This is a genomic window from Corynebacterium efficiens YS-314, from assembly GCF_000011305.1.
In the GTDB taxonomy this organism is placed as follows: domain Bacteria; phylum Actinomycetota; class Actinomycetes; order Mycobacteriales; family Mycobacteriaceae; genus Corynebacterium; species Corynebacterium efficiens.
Map to the genome: position 1 here is coordinate 1296641 of NC_004369.1, position 20987 is coordinate 1317627.

At 62.7% G+C, this 20987-nt stretch carries 21 protein-coding genes and 1 pseudogene; 11 read left to right on the top strand and 11 right to left on the bottom strand.

Annotated features, from left to right (window positions below; genetic code table 11):
- The first annotated feature begins 19 nt into the window (after nucleotides 1-19).
- The 7 genes and pseudogenes from CE_RS06225 (at nucleotide 20) to istB (ending at nucleotide 6290) form a co-directional block, all read left to right on the top strand.
- A complete protein-coding gene (locus CE_RS06225; RefSeq protein WP_049783610.1) occupies nucleotides 20-901 on the top strand; it encodes a Mu transposase domain-containing protein in 882 nt (293 codons plus the stop codon).
- Complete coding sequence (locus CE_RS06230) at nucleotides 898-1506, top strand: ATP-binding protein (protein WP_011075359.1); 609 nt, start codon at nucleotides 898-900, stop codon at nucleotides 1504-1506. Before CE_RS06225 ends, CE_RS06230 begins: the two co-directional genes overlap by 4 nt.
- A gap of 38 nt (nucleotides 1507-1544) precedes the next feature.
- Nucleotides 1545-2731 (top strand): IS3 family transposase gene (locus tag CE_RS06240; protein ID WP_143758376.1). Its coding sequence is split into 2 segments (ribosomal slippage): nucleotides 1545-1818 and nucleotides 1818-2731, totalling 1188 coding nucleotides; the frame shifts between segments, so codons are not numbered across the junction.
- A 267-nt stretch (nucleotides 2732-2998) separates the two neighbouring features.
- Complete coding sequence (locus tag CE_RS06245) at nucleotides 2999-3622, top strand: IS3 family transposase (protein WP_011075361.1); 624 nt, start codon at nucleotides 2999-3001, stop codon at nucleotides 3620-3622.
- Between the two features lie 35 nt (nucleotides 3623-3657).
- Nucleotides 3658-4086, top strand: coding sequence for an integrase core domain-containing protein (locus tag CE_RS15420; RefSeq protein WP_231295125.1), 429 nt, complete (start codon nucleotides 3658-3660; stop codon nucleotides 4084-4086).
- A gap of 18 nt (nucleotides 4087-4104) precedes the next feature.
- Nucleotides 4105-5559 (top strand): annotated as a pseudogene (gene istA, locus CE_RS06255) (IS21 family transposase); the annotation flags it as partial.
- Between the two features lie 62 nt (nucleotides 5560-5621).
- Complete coding sequence (istB, locus tag CE_RS06260) at nucleotides 5622-6290, top strand: IS21-like element helper ATPase IstB (protein ID WP_006769205.1); 669 nt, start codon at nucleotides 5622-5624, stop codon at nucleotides 6288-6290.
- 122 nt (nucleotides 6291-6412) lie between these two features.
- On the opposite strand, the gene CE_RS14875 is transcribed toward istB, so the two are convergent.
- The 8 genes from CE_RS14875 to CE_RS06290 form a co-directional block, all read right to left on the bottom strand.
- Nucleotides 6413-6709 carry a transposase gene (locus CE_RS14875; protein WP_006769206.1) on the bottom strand — a complete coding sequence of 99 codons (297 nt, stop codon included), beginning with the start codon at nucleotides 6707-6709 and terminating at the stop codon, nucleotides 6413-6415.
- Between the two features lies 1 nt (nucleotide 6710).
- Nucleotides 6711-6896, bottom strand: coding sequence for a transposase (locus CE_RS14880; RefSeq protein WP_011075362.1), 186 nt, complete (start codon nucleotides 6894-6896; stop codon nucleotides 6711-6713).
- Complete coding sequence (locus CE_RS06265) at nucleotides 6893-7291, bottom strand: transposase (protein ID WP_006769208.1); 399 nt, start codon at nucleotides 7289-7291, stop codon at nucleotides 6893-6895. Before CE_RS06265 ends, CE_RS14880 begins: the two co-directional genes overlap by 4 nt.
- A 166-nt stretch (nucleotides 7292-7457) precedes the next feature.
- Nucleotides 7458-7751, bottom strand: coding sequence for a hypothetical protein (locus CE_RS15790; RefSeq protein WP_006769209.1), 294 nt, complete (start codon nucleotides 7749-7751; stop codon nucleotides 7458-7460).
- A 30-nt stretch (nucleotides 7752-7781) separates the two neighbouring features.
- Nucleotides 7782-9350, bottom strand: a complete 1569-nt coding sequence (gene cydC, locus CE_RS06275) for a thiol reductant ABC exporter subunit CydC (protein ID WP_011075365.1) — start codon at nucleotides 9348-9350, stop codon at nucleotides 7782-7784.
- Nucleotides 9319-10851 carry an ABC transporter ATP-binding protein/permease gene (locus CE_RS15620; RefSeq protein ID WP_011075366.1) on the bottom strand — a complete coding sequence of 511 codons (1533 nt, stop codon included), beginning with the start codon at nucleotides 10849-10851 and terminating at the stop codon, nucleotides 9319-9321. The genes cydC and CE_RS15620 overlap by 32 nt, the downstream gene beginning before the upstream one ends.
- A 13-nt stretch (nucleotides 10852-10864) precedes the next feature.
- On the bottom strand, nucleotides 10865-11887 hold the full coding sequence (gene cydB / locus CE_RS06285; RefSeq protein WP_006769212.1) for a cytochrome d ubiquinol oxidase subunit II: 1023 nt from the start codon (nucleotides 11885-11887) through the stop codon (nucleotides 10865-10867).
- Nucleotides 11888-11891: 4 nt separating this feature from the next.
- Nucleotides 11892-13409, bottom strand: a complete 1518-nt coding sequence (locus CE_RS06290) for a cytochrome ubiquinol oxidase subunit I (protein WP_006769213.1) — start codon at nucleotides 13407-13409, stop codon at nucleotides 11892-11894.
- Nucleotides 13410-13649: 240 nt separating this feature from the next.
- Between CE_RS06290 and CE_RS06295 the strand changes: the two genes are divergently transcribed.
- Genes CE_RS06295 through CE_RS06305 form a run of 3 tightly spaced genes read left to right on the top strand, consistent with a single transcriptional unit; the run spans nucleotide 13650 to nucleotide 15082 of the window.
- Complete coding sequence (locus CE_RS06295) at nucleotides 13650-14540, top strand: patatin-like phospholipase family protein (RefSeq protein ID WP_006769214.1); 891 nt, start codon at nucleotides 13650-13652, stop codon at nucleotides 14538-14540.
- A gap of 42 nt (nucleotides 14541-14582) precedes the next feature.
- Nucleotides 14583-14846 carry a ribbon-helix-helix domain-containing protein gene (locus CE_RS06300; protein ID WP_006769215.1) on the top strand — a complete coding sequence of 88 codons (264 nt, stop codon included), beginning with the start codon at nucleotides 14583-14585 and terminating at the stop codon, nucleotides 14844-14846.
- Nucleotides 14843-15082, top strand: a complete 240-nt coding sequence (locus CE_RS06305) for a hypothetical protein (protein WP_006769216.1) — start codon at nucleotides 14843-14845, stop codon at nucleotides 15080-15082. Before CE_RS06300 ends, CE_RS06305 begins: the two co-directional genes overlap by 4 nt.
- Nucleotides 15083-15220: 138 nt before the next feature.
- Here the strand turns inward: CE_RS06305 and CE_RS06310 are convergent, their stop codons facing one another.
- Together CE_RS06310 and CE_RS06315 are read right to left on the bottom strand one after the other, a co-directional pair.
- Nucleotides 15221-16165 (bottom strand): formimidoylglutamase, encoded by a 945-nt coding sequence (locus CE_RS06310; protein ID WP_006769217.1) that lies wholly within the window; start codon nucleotides 16163-16165, stop codon nucleotides 15221-15223.
- 71 nt (nucleotides 16166-16236) lie between these two features.
- A complete protein-coding gene (locus CE_RS06315; RefSeq protein ID WP_006769218.1) occupies nucleotides 16237-17634 on the bottom strand; it encodes an amino acid permease in 1398 nt (465 codons plus the stop codon).
- Nucleotides 17635-18000: 366 nt separating this feature from the next.
- Between CE_RS06315 and CE_RS06320 the strand changes: the two genes are divergently transcribed.
- Entirely contained in the window at nucleotides 18001-20211 is a 2211-nt protein-coding gene (locus tag CE_RS06320; protein WP_006769219.1) for a DEAD/DEAH box helicase, read from the top strand.
- Between the two features lie 266 nt (nucleotides 20212-20477).
- On the opposite strand, the gene CE_RS06325 is transcribed toward CE_RS06320, so the two are convergent.
- Nucleotides 20478-20951, bottom strand: a complete 474-nt coding sequence (locus CE_RS06325; protein ID WP_006769220.1) for a hypothetical protein — start codon at nucleotides 20949-20951, stop codon at nucleotides 20478-20480.
- Nucleotides 20952-20987: the final 36 nt, after the last annotated feature.

The following is a 20987-nucleotide window of genomic DNA, read 5'->3' on the forward strand; positions in this document are numbered from 1 at the left end:
CTTTCCGGGGGTCGGGCCCGTGGAACGATCCGTTCAAATCGCCTACAGCCGCATCCTGGGGGTGCTGGAAATGGAAGGCCCCTTCCACAGCATCGACCAGATTGAGGACATCGTTGCTGATCAGGTCCATGAGATCAACTACGACATCGTCCGGGTAGATGGGACACGCAGGAACGAGCAATTCCAGGCTGAAGAACGCCACCTGCTGATCCCACTGCCGGATCAGGACTACACCTCCTATGAGTGGAAGGAGCTAAAAGTCCAGCGCAACTACCATATTTCCTGCGATAAGCAGTACTACTCGGTGCCCTGGAAACTTGTGGGATCCACCGTCAAAGCCCGGTTATCCAACACCGACATCACGGTCTTTGCCGGAGATCAGGTTGTGGCTACGCACCGTCGACTCCATGGGCGCTTCGGGCAATATTCCACCCACGCCGATCATGTCCCACCAGCACACCTGGATACTGCAGAGTTGTGGAGTGACCAGTGGTTTATCAACCAGGCACGCCTGGTTGGTCCCGCGACCACCACGGTGATCGAGATGATGATCAATCGGCACGCCCATCATGCCCATGGCTGGTTGGACTGCCAAAACATCCTGAAAACGCTGGGCGGGAAAAGCCGCAGCGGGTTGGAACAGGCCTGCCAAGAGCTTCTTGATGCTGATCTGTACCCGACGTATTCGGTGATCAAAAAGCTGCAGTCATCGATTATCACCAACCGCGATACCCACAAACGCAGCGTTGCTGGATCTGCGCCGACGCCGGCTCCTGATCTGGTGAAACCACAACCAGTCCAGGATCTGGATACGGGTGTGTTTCTGCGCTCATCCAGCGCCTATGAGGTCGATGATATTCCGTCTTTGTCTTTTGATGATGAGCAGGAGGGCAACCAGTGACACTGTTTAATGATGATGATCACGCGTTGTTTCGCAGTCTGCGGGCCAGTAGCTTGGCTAGGGCCTTTGAAGAGATCGTCACCGCCAACATCGATGACGATAATCCTGATGTGCTAACCCCGGAGGAGGCGTTTCGGTTGGCTGGCCAGCAGGTGGCCAGGGATCGAGAGGCTAAACGTATTTCCGAGGCGATTAGGAAAGCGAGGTTTCCTATTATGGATGCCTCGATCGCGGAAATTCGCTATGAACAGGGTCGAAATCTTAATCCGATGACGATGAAGCGTCTGGGTAATCATGATTGGGGTGCAGATCCGACCAACTTGTTGATCTTGTCGCCGACGGGGTCCGGGAAGACGTATCTGACCTGTGCGGTGGGGATTTCTGCGTGCCATAACGGCTATTCGGTGGCGTATTGGCGCATGGATGATCTGGCTAGGCGTTTGGCGGTCACTCGGATCGACACGTTGGAACACGAGGACATGCTGGCAGGCTTGTTTGGTGTTGATGTGTTGATTCTGGATGATTTTCTCACCGTGGGTGTTGATGAACGCACTGCAAGTGACCTGTTTGCGATTGGACCTGACCCCCGTTTGGTAGACACCTAACATCCCAACATTCTGGGACAGAAAGGTAATCTGCCACCATGCCAAGCAAGACCTACACAGAGGAGTTCAAGCGCGACGCCGTCGCCTTGTATGAGAACTCCCCGGGGGCTTCGATTCAGACCATCGCCACTGACCTTGGGATCAATCGCGCCACGTTAGCGAACTGGGTAAAAAAATACGGCACCGCAACTCCCAGCGAAACGCCTTCACCAGCCTCGGTGACTGAGGCTGAGCGGATCCGCCAGCTGGAACGGGAAGTTAGCCGACTGAGAGAAGAGCGCGATATCCTGCGGAAGGCCGCTAAATATTTCGCGGAAGAGACGAACTGGTGATCCGCTTCCGGTTCGTTGATGACGCCCAGAAAAACCATTCGGTTAAGCGGTTATGCGAGGTGCTGAAACTCAACAGGTCCTCCTATTACAAATGGAAAAACAGCAGCTCAGCCCGGAGAAAACGACTTATCTCTGACGCCCTCCTCGGTGCCCGGGTCAAGACGGTCTTCACCGCCGAAAAGGGTTGTTATGGGGCCAAACGGATCACGGCCGAACTCAAGGACCAGGCCGATCAAACCCCCGTGAACCACAAGCGAGTTGCGCGGGTCATGCGTGAACTCAAACTGTTTGGCTACACCAAGAAGCGCAAGGTCACCACCACCGTGTCAGATCAGAAGAAACCAGTGTTCCCTGATCTGGTGGGCCGGAAATTCACCGCCGACAAGCCTAACCAGCTCTATGTCGGGGACATTACCTACCTGCCGATCGCGGACGGGTCGAATATGTACCTGGCTACGGTCATTGACTGTTATTCCCGCAGGTTGGTGGGCTTTTCCATCGCAGATCATATGCGCACCAGCTTGGTCCAGGATGCACTGACCATGGCTAAGGGCCAGCGTGGAGACTTGAAGGGGGCGATCTTTCATTCGGATCACGGGAGCGTGTATACCTCTCATGCATTCCAGGGCGCCTGTAAAGACCTGGGGATCAGGCAGTCGATGGGATCAATTGGAACCAGTGCGGATAATGCTTTGGCCGAGTCCTTCAATGCCGCGATGAAGCGGGAAGTTCTTCAGGATTCCAAGACATTCATAAACCAGTTGATCTGCCGACGGGATGTTTTCCGCTGGTGTACTCGTTACAACACGGTACGCAGACATTCCTGGTGTAAATATCTCGCGCCTGCGGTGTTTGAAGAGCGCGGTCCTGCTATCCTGAAATCTGCTTCCTGATTAAATCCTCCGTGTCCACCATCCGGGGGTCGGGCCCATTCTAGCGAATCGGGAGAATATTCACGCAACGATCATCGGGTCGCAGTCGACTCCGGGGCATTGGTTGGATGTGTTACCGGATAAGAACTCCGGGGATTCCATTGTCAACCGTTTATCGAGATCGTCTCGCAAGATCACCTTAGGCACGGTGGATATGCGTGAGATCACCAGTCGGGAGCGGATCGCTGCCCACGATGGTCAGTAGCTAAAAGCACGGCCCTGTCCCTGATGCTGGCGGGTTTCCTGTTTTTGAGGGAGCCTGCCGGTACCACGGGATCAGAACGCAGTACCAGTGCTCCGGAATTGCAGTACCATTTCACCCCATTTGGCAGCCGGGGAGCTCGACCCCCGAAACCACTGATCGCCGACTTCATCGATCAGATGAGAGAAGAAGGCTTCGCCGTCGAGCTGATCTGCTGTGTCCTGCGTGAGCAGGGCGTGCAGGTCGCGGCAAGAACCTACCGCTATTGGAAGAAGGCGGCACCGGCCACACGGATCGTCAGCGACGCGCAGATCCTGAACGCACTCCACGATCTGAAAGGCACACCGGAATCCTTGTACGGGCGGCGCAAGATGGTCGCGTACCTGCGCCGGCAAGGGCATGCGGTGGCGCACTGCACCGTCGACCGGTTGATGCGTCTGGCCGGGATGAACGGTATCTCCAGGCGTCGGACGAAACCGCGGACCACGGTTCCCGGCCCCGAGGACCGTACCCCGGACCTGCTGAACCGGGACTTCACCGCCAAAGCGCCCAACCGGGTGTGGATCGCGGATTTCACCTATGTACACACTGCGTCTGGCTGGGTGTACGTCGCGTTTATCGTCGACGTCTACTCGCGAGCCGCATCGTAGGCTGGCACGCGCAGACCTCCCGTGGAGTGGAGCTGGTGCGTATTCCGCTGCGCCTGGCGCTGTGGGAACGTGACCGTGCCCAACGTCCCGTTATCCGGGGCGAGCTAACGCACCACTCGGATGCGGGCAGCCAATACACCGCCGTGAAGTTCACGGAAAATCTCGCCCTGCAGGGCATTACCCCGTCGATTGGGAGTGTGGGGGATGCCTACGACAACGCCCTGATGGAGTCGATCAACGGGCTCTACAAGACCGAATGCATCGGCTCCCGAATCTTCACCCCGGAGAGGATGGAGTCGATCGTGGACGTGGAGCTGGCGACCATGTCGTGGGTGCAGTGGTACAACACCCGTCGACTGCACTCCACCCTCGGGATGGTCCCACCCGCGGAGCACGAGGAGACCTACTGGGCCGGGCACGCTACAATCACCGAGTCACCTAAGAGGCTGGCTCAGCCAATCTAACGGCGGCAACAAAGCCGTAGCGGTTCAGTCTCCGGCCGGGAGATCGCCCGCCGACTCGGCGTCAGCCGCGACTCGGTGGCCAAATACACTCGCCTCGAGGATTTCTCCCCGACCCCACCGACACCAGCCAAACGCCCAGGATCGAAGGTCCTCGACGGACTCGACGCCATCATCGACGGCTGGCTCGAAGATGACAAGACCCGCCCACGCAAGCAACGCCACACCAGCAAACGCGTCTTTGACCGCCTCGTCGCCGAATACGGTTACACCGGTTCGTATTCACCGGTCCAGCGCTGCATCAAAGCCTGGCGCCAGGCCCACCGCCTCCCCGGCGACGGATACATCGAACTGGCCTGGCACCCCGGCACCGCCCAAGTCGACTTCGGACAAGCCGACGCCGTCATCGACGGGCAACGGGTGACACTGCACATCCTCGTTGTCACGTTCCCGTACTCGAACATGCGCTTTGTCCAGGCCTACCGCGGGGAAACCGCCGAATGCGTCTGCCACGGTCTGCGCACCATCTTCGACCACATCGGGGGTGTGCCCCGGCAACTGATCTTTGACAACGCCACCGGCGTCGGCCGACGCACCGGGGACAAGGTCATTGAGTCGAAGCTGTTTTCCGCGTTCAAGCTGCACTACCGAACCTCAGCGCGTTACTGCAACCCCTACTCGGGCAACGAGAAGGGCAACGTGGAAAATGCGGTCGGGTTCCTGCGCCGCAACCTCATGGTCCCCGAACCCGTCGCCGTCACCCTGGCCGGGCTCAACACCACCTTCCTGGCCCAGTGCCAGCAGCTGGCGCTGGCCCCGCACTGGCGTAAACAGCAGCCGATCCTCGAATTATTCGCCGCCGACGTCGACGCCTGCCTCGCGCTTCCCGGGATTGGTTTTGATCCCGTGCGCTATGAAACACGGAAGGCCGATAAGACCGGCACGATCACTGTCGAGGACAATTTCTACCTCGCCGGCCCCTCGTTTGCCGGCCGACTGCTGACGGTGGCGATCCGCCACGACGTCATCGACATCCTCGACGAGCACGCCCGGCCGGTGGTGACCTTCCCCCGATCCTATGACCACCAGGATCAGACCATCTTCACCCCCACATCATTGCTGCCGGCACTGGTGGCCAAGCCCGGGGCCTGGGGCAACTCACCCGTCCGCGCGCTGATGCCTGACCCGGTGCGTGATGTGCTGGATGCCGCCGCGCCCACCGACCGCGCCCGACTGCTGGCAGGCATCGACCAGGCCAGCACGGCCACCTCCTTTACCAGCGCGGTGGACGCCGCTGAACGGTTGATCAGCCTTGGCCAGGACCCCGCCGGCCCAGGATTAGGGATGCTGGCCCGACGCCTCGCCGGCGGGAGTCAACCCGTCGACACCGGGGTGGACCTGACGGTCTACGATCTGGTGGCCCGCAACACCCGAACGCAGCCAGCACGGACTCCGACGGCGCAGGTGGGGGCATAACGGATCCGATCACCGCCGCCGACATCATCACCGCCGGCAAAGCCACCTCCCTGACCGCGACTGTGCTGGCGGAGTGGGCGGACAAAGGCACCCCGAAACAACGCGAGTACCTCCACGGACTGCTCATCGCCGAGCAGCAGTCCCGCCGCACCGCCCGCACCACCAGACTGCTGCGGGCGGCGAAGCTGCCGATGGTCAAAACCCTCGACGGCTACGACTGGACCAACATCAGCTTCCCCGACGGTTACGGCCGGGACCAGCTGCGGCGGCTGGACTTCATCGATACCGGCGGGGATCTGGTCTTCTACGGCGACGTCGGCACCGGGAAAACACATTTGGCCTGCGCACTGGTGGCCCAGGCCTGTCAGGCGGGGATCCCGGCGAGGTTTTTCACCACCGCCTCGCTGGTCGCGCATCTACGCCGCGCCAAGGACGCCGACCGGCTCGACAAGGAACTGGCCGGCCTGGCTAGGAACAAGCTGCTGGTGATCGACGAATTCGGCTATTTACCCATCGACACCGACGGGGCCCGTCTGTTGTTCCAGGTCATCGCGGACGCCTACGAAAAGCGCAGCCTGATTCTGACGACGAACCTGGCGTTTTCCAAGTGGGGTGCCGTCTTCGGTGACGATCACATGGCCGCCGCGGTCATTGACCGGATCGTCCACCACGGCCGGCTGCTGCACTTCACCGGCGAGTCCTACCGGGTCAAACACGCGCTGATGACCTGAGGCTGACATGGCCGGAAAACCCGCTGAGGTGGCCGGGTTTTCTGCGCTCTTTTGGCAGGCAAAAAGTTGACAAAACACAGCGCACCCGCACTGCCACGAACCTACTGGTCAAGGTGCCTTTGCTACCTTGTCGCCAGGACACGGGGCGGTACTGTGCGACCGGGAGTGATTGGGCCAGTTCCTGGGCCTGGATAGGTGGGGTCCGGTACCGAAGGTTTCTTCGGCCGGCCGAACCCGGAATACTCTGGGGTGTCAAAGACCACGTCACCGGGGTGCACGCTGGTTAATCCTTTGACCTGCACAACATAATCCAGCCCGCGGGTGGTCAGTGCGGTGCGAAATAATCCGTTGTCACCGTATCCAGCGTCCGCGACCACCACCGGTGGGTTCACACCCCAAGCCTTAAGTTCGTCGATCATCTCACATGCTAGTTCCCACTTTCCGGCGGTGCCCGATATCAGCAGGGATCAGGGCTTTGGCCCGGCGTTGCCGGATGAGGGTGCGTTCTTCCTCCGAGTCGGTGGTGGTCTCATCCCAGCTGGCGGGGAGAAACAACCGCCAATTAAGTGGACACGACGCCACGTCGGTCACGGCGTGCACACTCACCCCGATCTGAACATTGCCGACTTTGCCCAGTGTGCCTTAAGTATTGCCGGGCGACTCCGGGTGAGGGGTGATCCGTCTTTGACGAAACCGGTGTCATCGACAACCCAGGCATCGGGCTGAACAAGGGAAATTACCCTGTTGGCCAGGGATTTTCTGACCGGTTCGACTGGCCAGGGTGAGGTGGAGACGAATTGCTGGAGTCGCTGGTGATCAATACCCAGTCGTTCGCCCATGGGTTGCATGGATTTCCGGCGCCCCTCCAACATCAACTCCTGCAGGTAGTAGCTGGAGGTGGCGCGTTGGTCTTTGCGGACCAGGGAGGCGAAGATTTCGGCGACGAAATCCTGGAGATCGCCTGGGGTATGGGTGGTGGTTTTGTGTTCATGATCAAACATTACGCCCCGCAAAGATCACCCCACAAGAGTTAACGAAGTACTAGGTGCATATGCAAAGAAATTGGAGGGGGCTCTAATCTTTTGCTTGTGGGACGGATCTAACGGGGTGACGGTGGAAAATGACAGTTTGCAGGCTGTGGTGAGAGTTAAATTGGACCGCTAATCGCTAATGATGCACATCAAAATCATACGTTCGATCTCGTTGAAAATATCTCGTAGGTTTTTCGATTTGAAGTCCTCTTCGACACGTCAAGGATTCATGAAGGGGCCATTTGATGTGGAAGTGCATGTCAAAGCCCTCGCCGGGGGAGACGATGTCATCGTTGTGCACCATGAGCAGACCGAAGGCGTTGGCCTCCAGGTCGAAGCTGCCGGTGGCGGGGAAGGACTGCCTGGAGATCACGGCGGAATCCCGCCAGATGTCGCGGTCGGCGGAGCGGATGACGGTGAAGGTGCCCATGATTCGACCTTAACCGAAACCACCACCTGCTCACCTCGGATGCCGCACCACCACCACGGTTCGTCGCGCCCGGCGGCCGGGCAAAGCGTCGCGGTTCAACATCTCTAGCATCTCGGCCGCGCCACCAGCGTCGAGGTGTTCGACGGGTTCGTCGAGAAGCAGGATGGGGGCGTCGGTGAGCAGGACGCGGGCCAGGAGCAGGCGGCGTCGTTGGCCACCGGACAGGCTGGCCGCGCCGCTGCCGAGCACGGTGTCCAGGCCGCCGGGGAGTTCTGCCACCCAATCCGCCAAACCCACCGCCTCCAGCACCTCCATCATCTCCTCGTCGCTGGCATCGGCGGCACCCAGGGCGAGGTTGTCGCGGACGGTCGTGGCGAAGACGTGGGCGTCCTCGGCGCTGAACAGCACCACGGTCCCGGACACGGAAGCGGGGGAGTACCCGTCCACGCTCACCTCGCCACCGCGGGGAGGAAGAATGCCGGCCAGGGTCATGAGCAGGGTCGTCTTACCCGACCCGGAGGGGGCAATGATCTCGTGCCGGGCACCGAAGGGCAGATCCAGGTTGATCACGCCCAGGTCCGTATCCCGGCCGTAGCTGAGATCGCGGGCCACCAGGCGGGGTTCGTCCGAGACAACAGCCCCAGCCGCCGGAACAACACCCAACGCACCAGACCCCCGCAGCACCTCCTCCAACCGTGCCCGGGCACCGGCACCACGGGTCCAGGCTACGGCCGCATTCGGCAGCACGGACACCGCCTCGAAGGCCGCCAGGCTCAGCAGCACCAGCACCGCCAGCCACTGCGGGGAATGGCCACCATCCAGGTAGGCCGTACCCGCCACCAGAAGCACACCGGTGATGGTCAGCCCGTGGATCCACAGGGAACTGGCCGCCCCGACGGCATCGGCCGAGGCCCCGGATTCACCGGCGCGGGCATAGGAGCGGGCCGCGGAATCAGCCTGAGCTAGGGCAGGCTCCATCCCGCCGCCGACGCGGAGGGCCACGGCGTCGGCAAGCACCCGGTCCACGGCTGCGGTGTAGGCCTCCACGCTGCGCGCGCGCAACGCCTCCGCCTGTCGCACCGCCCGCGCACTCAGGCCGGAGGGCACCACGGCGGCCAGCACCAGACCCACGGCGAGCACGAGTGCGACCTCCCAGCTGAGCAGGGCAGCGAAGCTCACGGACAGCACGCCGGTCACCGCCGCCACACCCACGGGCACGATGGCACGGACGATGACATCGGCCACGGCATCGATATCCGAGCCCAGCCGGGTGAGCAGGGAACCACGCGACATCGCCCCCACCGACGCCCCGGATCCCGCCAGCCGTTCATAGGCCACCGAGCGGGCGCGTGCCGCACTGCTCAGGGCCACATCGTGGGAGACCAGCCGTTCGATATAGCGGAACACCGCGCGGGTGATGCCCAGGGCGCGCACGGCGGTGACCGCCACGGTCAGGTCCATCACCGGTGGCATCTGCCAGGCGCGCGTGATCAGCCACGCCGACACCACGGTGAGCGCGATGGACGCCACCAGGGTCAGTGTTCCGGCCAGGACAGGGCTGACCAGGTCACGCGTGCGGATGAGCTGCACGGGAATCAACCTCCACAATCTTGTCGGCGAAGTCGGCCACGAGGGGATCGTGGGAGACGATGAGGGCGGTGGCACCGGCGTCGCAAAGCCCGCGCACGCGCACGAGCAGATCCCGGGCGCTGGCGGCGTCGAGGTGGGCGGTCGGCTCGTCGAGAAGCAGCAGGCGCGGGGAGCGCCCGAGCGCGCGGTTGAAGGCGACGAGCTGGCGCTGCCCGAGGGACAGGGCGGCCTCATCGCCGATGCTCGTGGGATCGAGCACGGGGCGTTGCGGCAGGTAGACGCAGTGTTCCCACAGTGCCGGACCGGTGACGGGGCCCTCCGGGGTGAGCGCCTCCGCGCGCCCGGTCACCCCTTCCGTGGCAATGCCGAGCACCGCCAGCAGTGCCGTCGTCTTCCCCGACCCGTTCGGCCCCCACAGCACGGTCAGCTGCCCGGGTTCGGCCACACCGCTGAGACGGTCCGGGCGGTCACCGTCGCGCCCGGTGGCGGTGAGCTGGTCGAAGACCACCCGGATGCTTGTCGACGCCCCGACCTCCCCCCGCGAGGGCGTATCCGCGGGCGTACTACTGAGCAGATCGAGGATCTCCCCGGACGCCGCCAACCCGTCCTGCGCGTCGTGGAAGCGTGCACCGACCTGGCGGATGGGGGCGTAGACCTCAGGGATGATGATGAGCACCGTCAACCCGACCACCAGGCTGAGCTCACCGGCGAGCAGACGGAAACCGATGGTCACCGCCACAATCGCCACGGAGAGCGTGGCCAGGAATTCCAGGACGAAACTGGACAGGAACGCGATCTTGAGCACGTGGAGTGTGGAGGTGGCGTGGTTGTGGGAGAGACGATCCACCTCGCGCGCCATATCGCGGTGCCGGCGGAACACCCGCAGCGTGGGCAACCCCGCGATGAGATCGAGCAGCTGATCCGACAGGGCCGACAGATCCGCCAGACGACGCTCGGTCAGCCCCGCGGTGAGCGTGCCCACCAGCCACATGAACACCGGGATCAGCGGCAGGGTGACCAGCGCGATGAGCATGGACCCGGTATCCAGGTACCACACCACCGCCAGCATCAGCGGCGTGGCGATCACCGTGGCCGCCAATGCCGGCAGATAGCCGGTGAGATACGGACCCAGGCCCTCGATGCCGTGGCCCAGCAGGGTACGCCACCGGCCCTGGTCCACCGTCCGGGGATCGGAGTGGGCCAGGTGTGTCAGGGTGCGGGCGCGCAGATCTACCACCACCTCGTTGGCCGCCCGCTCCGCGAATCGGGCCTCCGCCCACGCGAGGGCACCGCGGATGAGGACGGTGAGGACCAGGGCGGTGAGGGCTTGTGTGTTCAGAGTGGTCTGTTCGATGCCGTGCTCGATTGCTCCGGCGGTGGTGACACCGATGAGCACGCCCATGACCACCGTGGCGACGGACTTCGCGGCGGTCAGGATCGCGATGATAATGATCCACCGGCGGGTCGGCGCAGACAACCGCACCAGCCGGGGATCGAGGGGTTTACTCACAGCTCACGCACCCTCAGGCCTCCTGGAGGGCGGGCGCGGGCGCGTCGATGCGGTCCGCGCGGATGCGTTTGCGGAACACCCAGTACGTCCAGCCCTGGTAGGCCAGCACCAGTGGGGTGAGGATCAGCGCGGTCCAGGTGAGGATGCGCAGGGTGTACGGGTTGGAGCTGGCATTCCAGATATCCAGCGAGGCACCATCCACCAGGGTGGTGGGCATGACATTGGGGAACAGTGCTACGAACAGCAGTGCCGCCACCGCCACTACGGAGATGGTCGAGGACAGGAACGCCAGGCCATCCCGGTTGGCCAGCATGAAGCCCATGCCCGCCACCGCGCAGAGCACCGCGATGCCGGCGATCCACCACTGCCCGTCATGGGCCAGCACCGTCCACACGGCGTAGGGGACAGCGGTGACCGCCGCTAGCCCGAATACCGGCCAGAAGGCCTTCCGTGCCTGGTCGCGGACATCACCGGTGGTCTTGAGGCGGATGAACGCCAGACCGTGCAGGGTGAACAGGGCGGTGAAGGCGGCCGCACCCAGCAGGGCATACGGGTTGAGCATCGCGGCCAGGGCGTCGAGGGAATCCAGGGTGAAATCCGCCTGGATCGGCATGCCGGCGATGATATTGGAGAACACCAGTCCCCACAGCAGAGCCGGCCCCCAGGACCCGATGATGATCGCCGCGTCACACCACCGGCGCCAGGTTGCGTCGTTGACCTGTTTGCGCCACTCCAGACCCACAATGCGCAGGATCAGGGCCACCAGGATGAGAAACAGCGGCAGATACATCCCGGAGAACAGGGTGGCATACCACTCCGGGAACGCCGCGAACAGCGCACCACCGGCGGTGATCAGCCACACCTCATTGCCGTCCCACACCGGCCCGATCGTCTTGAGCAGCGCGCCGCGCGTGCGTTCATCACGGCCCAGGAACGGCAGGAGGAGACCCACACCGAAATCAAAACCCTCCAGGACGAAATACCCGGTGAACAACACCGCAATCAGGACAAACCACAGTTCAGGCAGCTGGGTCATGATGTTATGCCTCCTCGCGGACGGTGAAACGGACAGGTTCCAGGCGCGCCGGGTGGTCGGCGCCGGTCGGGGCGGACGGTCCCGGCTGGTTGCTTTGCGACGCATCCCCCACCGGCCCGCTCTCGTGCGGCGGGCCGATCAGCACGGCACGTCTGATCAACCAGAACCAGATGACAAACAGGATGAAATACAGCAGGGTGAAACCGATGAGGGTCACCCACACTACCCACGGCGCATGATCGGAGACACCCATATCCACCGTCATGCGGATCATCTCGGTGCGGGGATCACCCACCGACTCCGGATTCGGGTGCACCACCCAGGGCTGGCGGCCCATCTCCGTGAAGATCCACCCGGCCGAGTTGGCCAGGAACGGCATGGGGATCACCGCCAGGCTGCCCCAGGCGAACCACCGGGCGATTCTCCCGGTGGGCGTGCGGCCCTTGCGCAGCAGCAACCAGGAGATGAAGGCGATGGCCAGCGACCCGACCATCAGGCCGATCATGGCGCGGAAGGACCAGTAGGTGACAAACAGGTTCGGCGCATAGTTACCGGGTCCGTACAGGCTCTCCGCCTTGGCCTGCAGATCCTGCACACCCTCCAGGGTGACCCCGGTGAACCGACCCTCCGCCAGGAAGGGCAGCACCCAGGGCATCTCGATGAGGTGGATGACCGAATCGCAGTCATTGTGGGTGCCGATGGTCAGGATAGAGAAGTTGGGATCCGTCTCCGTGTGGCACAGCGACTCCGCCGAGGCCATCTTCATCGGCTGCTGCTGGAACATCAGCTTGGCCTGGATATCACCGGTGACGGCCACCGCTATCAAGGCGATGACCGTGGTCCACCAGCCCATCCACAGGGCGGGGCGGAACATGCGGTGGCTTTCCTGCTTCGAGGCGCGGATCAGCCACCACCCGCAGATGCCCACCACGAAGGTGCCGGCGGTGAGCAGGGAACCGGCCACCGCATGCGGGAACGCCGCCAGGGCGGTGGGGTTGGTGAGCAGCGCGACGATATCGGTCAGCTCCGCGCGGCCGGTCTCAGGGTTGTACACCGCACCCACCGGGTGCTGCATGAAGGAGTTGGCCACGATGATGAAATAGGCCGAGATATTCGTGGCGATGGCGACGATCCAGATCGACGCGGTGTGCAGCCAACCGGGGATCTTGCCCCAGCCGAAGATCCACAGCCCCAGGAACACCGACTCTAGGAAGAACGCGATGAGCCCCTCCAGCGCCAGTGGACCGCCGAAGACATCACCGACAAACCGGGAGTACTCCGACCAGTTCATGCCGAACTGGAATTCCTGGACGATGCCCGTGGCGATACCGATGGCGAAGTTGATCAGCAGGATGGTGCCGAAAAACCTGGTCGCGCGGTACCAGTGCTCCTTGCCGGTGACCTGCCAGAAGGTCTGCATCAGCGCCACCAGTGGTGCCAGGCCGATGGTCAGCGGGACGAAAATGAAGTGATAGACGGTGGTGATACCGAACTGCCACCGTGCGATGTCGATGACATCCACGTGAAAACACTTCCCCTCAATAGGTGATCGGGTGCGACGGTCTCCTTGTGTAATGGTTTGATGAAACCGTCATCTCCTACATGGTCGTAACCTACCCCGGGACGGTTCCCGGTTGACCTCTTTCGGGGTTGAATTAAATGCGGTTATGGTGTGTTTTTGTGGTCAACGGCACAGTTTTCGGCATGTCGGCTTTCGTTTGGGTGTCCGGTGGGGGGAGGTGGCGCGCGTAGACTCATCCTCATGTCTTTATCCTCACCTCAGTACTTCCCGGAGGTCGCCCTCATCATCGAAGGCGGTGGCACCCGCAATGCATATACGGCTGCGGTGGTGGATCAGCTCATCGCCCATGACATCCACGTCGGGTGGGTCGGGGGAGTCTCGGCCGGCTCCTCACACACGGTCAACTACCTGTCCGGGGACCGCTTCCGCACGAAGGCGAGTTTCGTGGATTTCGCCGCCGACCGCAGGCATTCCGGGATCCGCCCGTTCCTGCGCGGCAAGGGGTATTTCCACGCCGAGCACATGTATGAGATCGCCCCGGGTGCGGATCAGCAGCACCCCTATGATTTCGAGACCTTCACCAACAATCCCACGCCGTTCCAGATCTCCGCGGTGCGGGCCGACACGGGGGAGACGGTGTACTGGGGGAGGGAATCAGCCACGGAACTCTCACAGTTGATGAAGCGGGTGCGGGCATCGTCGACCATGCCCGGGTTCATGCCGATCCCGGTCATCGACGGCACCCCCTATGTCGACGGCGCCATCGGCGAGACCGGCGGACTGATGCTGCAGCCCGCCCTGGATGCCGGTTTCGAGCGCTTCCTGGTGCTCTCCTCCAGGCCACGGGATTATTGGCGATCGGAGTTCACCCGCCCCGGTCTGCTCACCGCCGTGCTCAGGCGCTATCCGGCGGTGGCGCAGGCGACTCTATCCAGGCCCGCGCGCTACAACGAGACCAAACAGCGCATCCTCGACCTGGAGAAGGCCGGCCAGGCCTATGTGTTCTTCTCCGAGGACATGGCCATCCAGAACACCGAGATCAACCTGGGTAAACTCCGGGCCACCTTCGATGCGGGCATGCGTCAGACAAGGCGTGACTGGCCGGCGATCATGGAGTTCCTGCGGGGCTGAGAACCTCTTGCGGCCTCTTGATTTTCGTAATACATTATGCGTATGAGTAGTAAGGAAACTATCAATGGGGTCCCCGTCACGGAGGAAATGATCGATGAGTGGGCCGCAGAAGCCGAGGCGGGTTTTGACGTTGACGCGCTACGGAAACGCGGGCGTGGACGGCCTGGTCGAGGGGCCAGCGCCTCCCAGGTCATCTCCCTACGTCTGACCGCCGCAGAAATTGCTGCGCTCGATGCCCGTGCCCTAAGGGAGGGTAAGAGCCGCTCCGAAATCATTCGTGATGCTCTTCACCAGACTGCGGCGTGAAAGTCCATAAGTCCGCTCTGAAGCATGGAATTCCCGAAGAGGACTCCATCTACGCTGCGACCTGGGCGCTGTGGATTGAAGATCTGGACGAGGATAGCCCGGCGCGTCAGTTGAGACTAGGTTTTGACCAGAGCGGGCGGTTGCTTGAAATCGTCCTTCTGGTTTTTGATAGTGGCAATGAGTTGATCATCCATTCCATGAAAGCTCGGCCGCATATGAAAAATCTGCTCCCCTAAGATCAACCTGCGCCCTTCGGGTGGGTATCCGCTTTCTCGCGGAAGCGGCGGAGAGACGCTCAGAGGCCAACATCTGTGGGCGATGTCGTGGTTGCGGGGTGCCTGAAGGGCTGATCTGTTGGCCTGTGAGCACATTTCCTAGGTGGCCTTGAGATGGGCTTCGGCGATCTCGTGGATGAGGCGGGCGGCGACACGCGCCGTCTGATTGTTGTGGTCGAGGCGTGGGTTGACCTCGACGACGTCGACAAGCGTGAGACGCCCGGTAGCAGCCAACCCGGTGCAGATGGCCCGGATGCGGCCCAGCTCCACCCCGACCGCTGCCGGTGAGCCGGTGCCCGGGGCGAGCGCCTCGGAGAGCACATCGATGTCGACGGTGAGGTGGATGTGCTCGGCGTCCCGGACGAGCGCAAGCGCGTGGTCGGCCGCCTCCTGCGGGCTCATCGCGTTGATCTCATCATCGGTGGTGACCTCCGTGCCGAACTCGCGGGCGGCGTTGAACAAGAAGTCGGTGTTGTTGGGGACGGAAACACCCAGCACGGAATAACGGAACTCCTCGCCGACCAGTTCGCGGACCTGCCGGAACGGGGTGCCGTTGGTGGGGCGCTCCGCGGCGCGCAGATCAAGGTGCGCATCGAGGTTGATGATCGCAGGCGAAGAACCCCGCGCCCGGTAGATCCCGCGGTGCGACCCGAACCCGGCTTCGTGCCCGCCGCCGAGCACGATCGGCAGGTGGCCGGCGCGCGCGATGGTCTCCACCGCGTCGCTGAGTTCATCATGCCCGCGCTCCAGATCCCCACCGACCCGGATCGTGCCGGCGTCATACCGGGGCCGTGCGTCATGGACGGCGACCAGGCCGAGCACCCCGCGGATCGCGTCGGGGCCCAGCGCCGCGCCTGCCGTGCCGTGGTTGCGCAGGTTGCCCTCGTCGGAGGCGAAACCAAGCGTGACGACGCCCTCCTCCACCTCATCCGGCTCCGGAAGGGGGCTCACCGTGGTGTACCACAGCGCGTGTTCGGGGTTGTCACCGTCGATGCGACCCACCCAGGTGTCGGGAAGTTCAGTGCCAAACGTTTCGTTTTCCATGCCCGCCCACGGTAGGGAAGCGGGCGTGGGGGTGTCAGCCCTGCTGGAATCCGGTAGAAACGGATAAGGGCCTACTGCGCCGGAGCGATCGCCTTCGGCCGGCCGGTGGCGTAGTAGAGGATGGTCATCACCACGAGGAACCCGACACCGACTCCGAGGGCCAGGTGGTAGTTGTCGTACCAGACCATGATGCCGAAGGTGAAGGCGATGAAGAGGATGGCGAAGTACTGGCCGAAGGGATAGAACGGCACCGGGAATTTCAGACCGGCAACCTCCTGCGCACTCATCTGGCGGCGGGAGGCGACCTGGGCCAGCAGAATCATCAGCCACACATACACGGTGGCAAACGTGGCCAGGGAGGCGACGATCTCAAAGACGCGCTCCGGCAGGATCACATTGAGCACCACGCCCAGGATCAGGACGATGATCATGATGACGGTGGTCATGATCGGCACACCGTTGCCGGCCACCCTGCCCATGATCTTCGGTGCCAGGTTCTCCTTGGCCAGGCCCGTCAGCACGCGACCCGCGCCGAAGAGGTCGGCATTGATGGCGGACAGCGCGGCGGTGATCACCACGAGGTTGAGCAGACCGGCGGCCCAGTTGACCCCCAGGGTGGAGAAGATCTGCACAAACGGGGATTCCTCACCGGTGATCGTCTGCCACGGGTTCAGTGCCAGGATGACCAGGATGGCACCCACATAGAACAGCAGGATGCGCGCCGGGACGGTGTTGACGGCCTTCGGGATGGACTTCTCCGGATCCTCGGCCTCCGATCCGGCCACACCGATGATCTCGGTGCCACCGAAGGCGAAGAGCACCAGGATGAAGGCTGCGATCATGCCCTCAATGCCGTTGGGGAAGAACCCACCGTGTTCCCATAGGTTGGAGATCCCGGAGACCTCCGGGGAGTTGCCCAGGCCGAAGGCGAGGATCGCGGCGCCACCGACGATCATGGCGATGACCGCGGTGACCTTGATCAGGGTGAACACGAACTCCAGTTCGCCGAACCAGCGCACCGAGGCCAGGTTGGCACCACCGACGATGAGCAGTGTGGCGGCCACCCAGACCCACTGCGCGGTATCCGGGAACCAGAATTTCATGTAGATGCCGATGGCGGTGAGATCCGCCAGGCAGACGATGAGCATCTCGAAGGCGAACATCCACCCGGTGATGTACCCGGCCCAGCCGCCGAGGTGCGCGCGGGTGTACACCGCGAAGGAGCCGCGGACCGGGTGGCGCACCGACATCTCACCGAGTGCCCGGAGCATGAAGTACACCACGGCGCCACCGAGCAGGTAGACGAGCAGCACCGAGGGGCCGGCGGCCTGGATGGCGCCGGCGGAACCGTAGAACAGGCCCGTGCCGATGGCGGAACCCAGCGCGATGAAGTGGATGTGACGAGCACGCAGACCCTTGAATTTTCTGGTCTGCACCAGTTGATCAGTCACGGTGGGGGAGGCATTCATGGAAATGCGGTCTCCGTTTCAAAGGGACATTCCCGCCGTGCCGGACAGGGATCGGTCAGGGATCACCTGTATAAGGGGCTCGAGCGGTACGGGATTTGAACGAAAGCCACCTTACTCCCTGGACGCACGAATACTATGATCAGACTAATAGGCGGGGCAGTAGGGAATGTCCCACTGGGATGCTCCCGGTGATGGGTGTCACCTTCTCGGGGGTTATTGGGGCGGTGGGGTGGGCGTCGAAAAGCATTTTTGGGACAAAAGCGTGACCTGCGTTTCATTTTCGCAGCTCATGGTGCAGGGTGTGACGCGTGTCGACGTGGGGTGGCTATGGAGTTTTTCCGACCGGTGGCGTAAGTTGGAGAAACAATGAGAAATACCGATAACGTCAACGGCGACGTAGAACAGCCGGATAACGTCATTTCGTCGGAATCTCAGGAAACCCCGCAGGGTGACTCAGCAGCAGCTGACTTCGCTCTCGACACCCCCACCAACACTGTTGAAGGCACCGCTGTGTCTGAGGGTAGCGAAGAGATCACCAGGGTTGCGGAAATTTCTGAGGACGCCGACTCCGCCGAAGCAGCGGACAGCGCGAGCAATGTAATCAATGAGAATGTGAATGAGGACTCCTCGGAAGACGTAACCCAGTCTTCACACGAGTCATCCTCTACGGAAGCCTCCACCGGCTTCGATGCACTCGGACTGCCACAGCAGGTTCTTGACGCTGTGCGCAAGGTTGGTTTCGAAACTCCTTCCCCCATCCAGGCACAGACCATCCCCGTCCTCATGGACGGACACGATGTGGTCGGCCTCGCACAGACCGGTACCGGTAAGACCGCAGCCTTCGCGCTGCCGGTTCTCTCCCGCATCGACAAGTCCGTGCGCAGCCCCCAGGCTCTCGTGCTTGCCCCCACCCGTGAGCTGGCGCTCCAGGTCGCTGACTCCTTCCAGTCCTTCGCCGACCACCTCGGTGGTCTCAACGTCCTGCCGATCTACGGTGGACAGGCCTACGGCATCCAGCTGTCCGGTCTGCGTCGCGGTGCCCACATCGTCGTCGGCACCCCGGGTCGTATCATCGACCACCTGGAGAAGGGCTCACTGGATATCTCCGGTCTGCGCTTCCTCGTCCTCGATGAGGCCGATGAGATGCTCAACATGGGCTTCCAGGAGGATGTCGAGCGCATCCTCGCCGACACCCCTGATGACAAGCAGGTGGCACTGTTCTCCGCGACCATGCCGAACGGCATCCGTCGCCTGAGCAAGCAGTACCTGAACAACCCGCAGGAGATCTCGGTCAAGTCCGAGACCCGCACCGCCACCAACATCACCCAGCGCTTCCTGTCTGTTGCCCACCGCAACAAGATGGACGCACTGACCCGCATCCTCGAGGTCACCGAGTTCGAGGCGATGATCATGTTCGTGCGCACCAAGCACGAGACCGAAGAGGTCGCCGAGAAGCTGCGTGCCCGTGGTTTCTCTGCAGCTGCCATCAACGGTGACATCGCCCAGGCCCAGCGTGAGCGCACCGTCGACCAGCTCAAGGATGGCCGCCTGGACATCCTGGTGGCCACCGATGTCGCCGCCCGTGGTCTCGACGTCGAGCGCATCTCCCATGTGCTCAACTACGACATCCCGAACGACACCGAGTCCTACGTCCACCGCATCGGCCGCACCGGCCGTGCAGGACGTACCGGCGAGGCCATCCTGTTCGTCACCCCACGTGAGCGCCGTATGCTCCGCTCCATCGAGCGGGCCACCAACGCCCCACTGGTGGAGATGGAACTGCCGACCGTGGACGAGGTCAACGAGTACCGCAAGGTCAAGTTCGCCGACTCCATCACCGAGGCACTCGAGAACCCCCAGGTCGCTCTCTTCCGCACCCTGATCAAGGAGTATGCCGAGAAGAACGACGTACCCCTCGAGGATGTCGCCGCCGCACTGGCCACCCAGGCACAGGCCGGCAATGACTTCTTCCTCACCGAGCAGGCCGCTGACCGCGACCGTGGCCGTGGCGACCGCCGCCGTGACCGCGACTTCGACGACCGTGGTGGCCGTGGCCGTGACCGTGGCGACCGTCCGTCCCGCTTCGACCGTGACGACGCGAACCTGGCCACCTACCGCATCGCGGTGGGCAAGCGCCAGCACGTCCGCCCGGGTGCCATCGTCGGTGCCCTGGCCAACGAGGGTGGTCTGAACTCCAAGGACTTCGGACGCATCACCATCGCAGCCGACCACACCCTGGTCGAACTGCCGAAGGATCTGCCACAGAGTGTCCTGGACAACCTCCGTGACACCCGTATCTCCGGCCAGCTCATCAACATCGAACGCGACTCCGGTGGACGTCCACCACGTCGCTTCGAGCGCGATGACCGTGGCGGCGACCGCGGTGGACGCGGTGGATTCCGTGGTGACCGTGACGATCGTGGTGGCCGTGGTGGTTTCCGCGGCGGCCGTGACCGTGATGATCGCGGTGGACGCGGTGGATTCCGTGGTGACCGTGACGATCGTGGTGGCCGTGGTGGTTTCCGCGGCGGCCGTGACCGTGATGATCGCGGTGGACGCGGCGGCTGGAGGGACTAGTTTCCCGCCAGGCTGACTGACCAACAACAAGCGACCCTTCTCCCCGGTGGAGGAGGGTCGCTTGTTGTCGTGTTGGGCGATGTGGGGGTCGGCTGTATGCCAGACGGTGGTGTGAACAGAATCGTTGTTCTGTGGTGGAAAGAGCCGAAATCGTCAGCATGCCCGGCACAGACCAACGAAAACGTTCATGGTTGTCGGCCCATCCGGTCCCTCACGAGCCTCGCATGCTGTGGTGATTCCCACAGGAAAGGGATGCTTTTCCGGGGTCAGAGGAACATGGTGATGGCGGTGAGCACCCACAGCAGGGCCCAGATGCCACCGAACATCGACAACTGGCTCCTGGCCTTGCCCCAGTCCTCGATCTCGTAGGATTTGGCGGCCAGTTCATCGGGCTCCAGGAATCCGAGGGCACCCATCATGGTCTTCTGGCGGGGGAAGATCAGGAACAGCAGCACCGCCCAGGCCAACAGGGACAGGACGATCGCGGCATGGAACTGGTACTGCTGGAAGTAGTACCCGACATCGGTGAACATCACGGCCACACCCAGGAGCGGGACCAGGAGTGAGAAGACGCCGTAGTTCTGGGAGATCCTGTAGAGGGTCTTGGTGGCCCCGGCGGCTTCGGTGTCACCGGTGTGGGCTTCGGCTGCGCGGACATGGAAGGACGAGGTGGCTACCGTTACCGGACCCAGGAAGAGGATGGCTGCGAGAACGTGCAGGATGATCACAACGGTGGTCACGAGGGGTGGGTGCCTTTCGGTCGTGGGTTATGGACT

What these genes read in the sequence shown, in the direction of transcription:
- CE_RS06245 (WP_011075361.1), top strand. Translation starts at nt 2,999, where the DNA reads ATGCTGGCGGGTTTCCTGTTTTTGAGGGAGCCTGCCGGTACCACGGGA.
- CE_RS14875 (WP_006769206.1), bottom strand. Translation starts at nt 6,709, where the DNA reads ATGATCGACGAACTTAAGGCTTGGGGTGTGAACCCACCGGTGGTGGTC.
- CE_RS06265 (WP_006769208.1), bottom strand. Translation starts at nt 7,291, where the DNA reads ATGTTTGATCATGAACACAAAACCACCACCCATACCCCAGGCGATCTC.
- CE_RS15790 (WP_006769209.1), bottom strand. Translation starts at nt 7,751, where the DNA reads ATGGGCACCTTCACCGTCATCCGCTCCGCCGACCGCGACATCTGGCGG.
- cydB (WP_006769212.1), bottom strand. Translation starts at nt 11,887, where the DNA reads ATGACCCAGCTGCCTGAACTGTGGTTTGTCCTGATTGCGGTGTTGTTC.
- CE_RS06295 (WP_006769214.1), top strand. Translation starts at nt 13,650, where the DNA reads ATGTCTTTATCCTCACCTCAGTACTTCCCGGAGGTCGCCCTCATCATC.
- CE_RS06300 (WP_006769215.1), top strand. Translation starts at nt 14,583, where the DNA reads ATGAGTAGTAAGGAAACTATCAATGGGGTCCCCGTCACGGAGGAAATG.
- CE_RS06310 (WP_006769217.1), bottom strand. Translation starts at nt 16,165, where the DNA reads ATGGAAAACGAAACGTTTGGCACTGAACTTCCCGACACCTGGGTGGGT.
- CE_RS06315 (WP_006769218.1), bottom strand. Translation starts at nt 17,634, where the DNA reads ATGAATGCCTCCCCCACCGTGACTGATCAACTGGTGCAGACCAGAAAA.
- CE_RS06320 (WP_006769219.1), top strand. Translation starts at nt 18,001, where the DNA reads ATGAGAAATACCGATAACGTCAACGGCGACGTAGAACAGCCGGATAAC.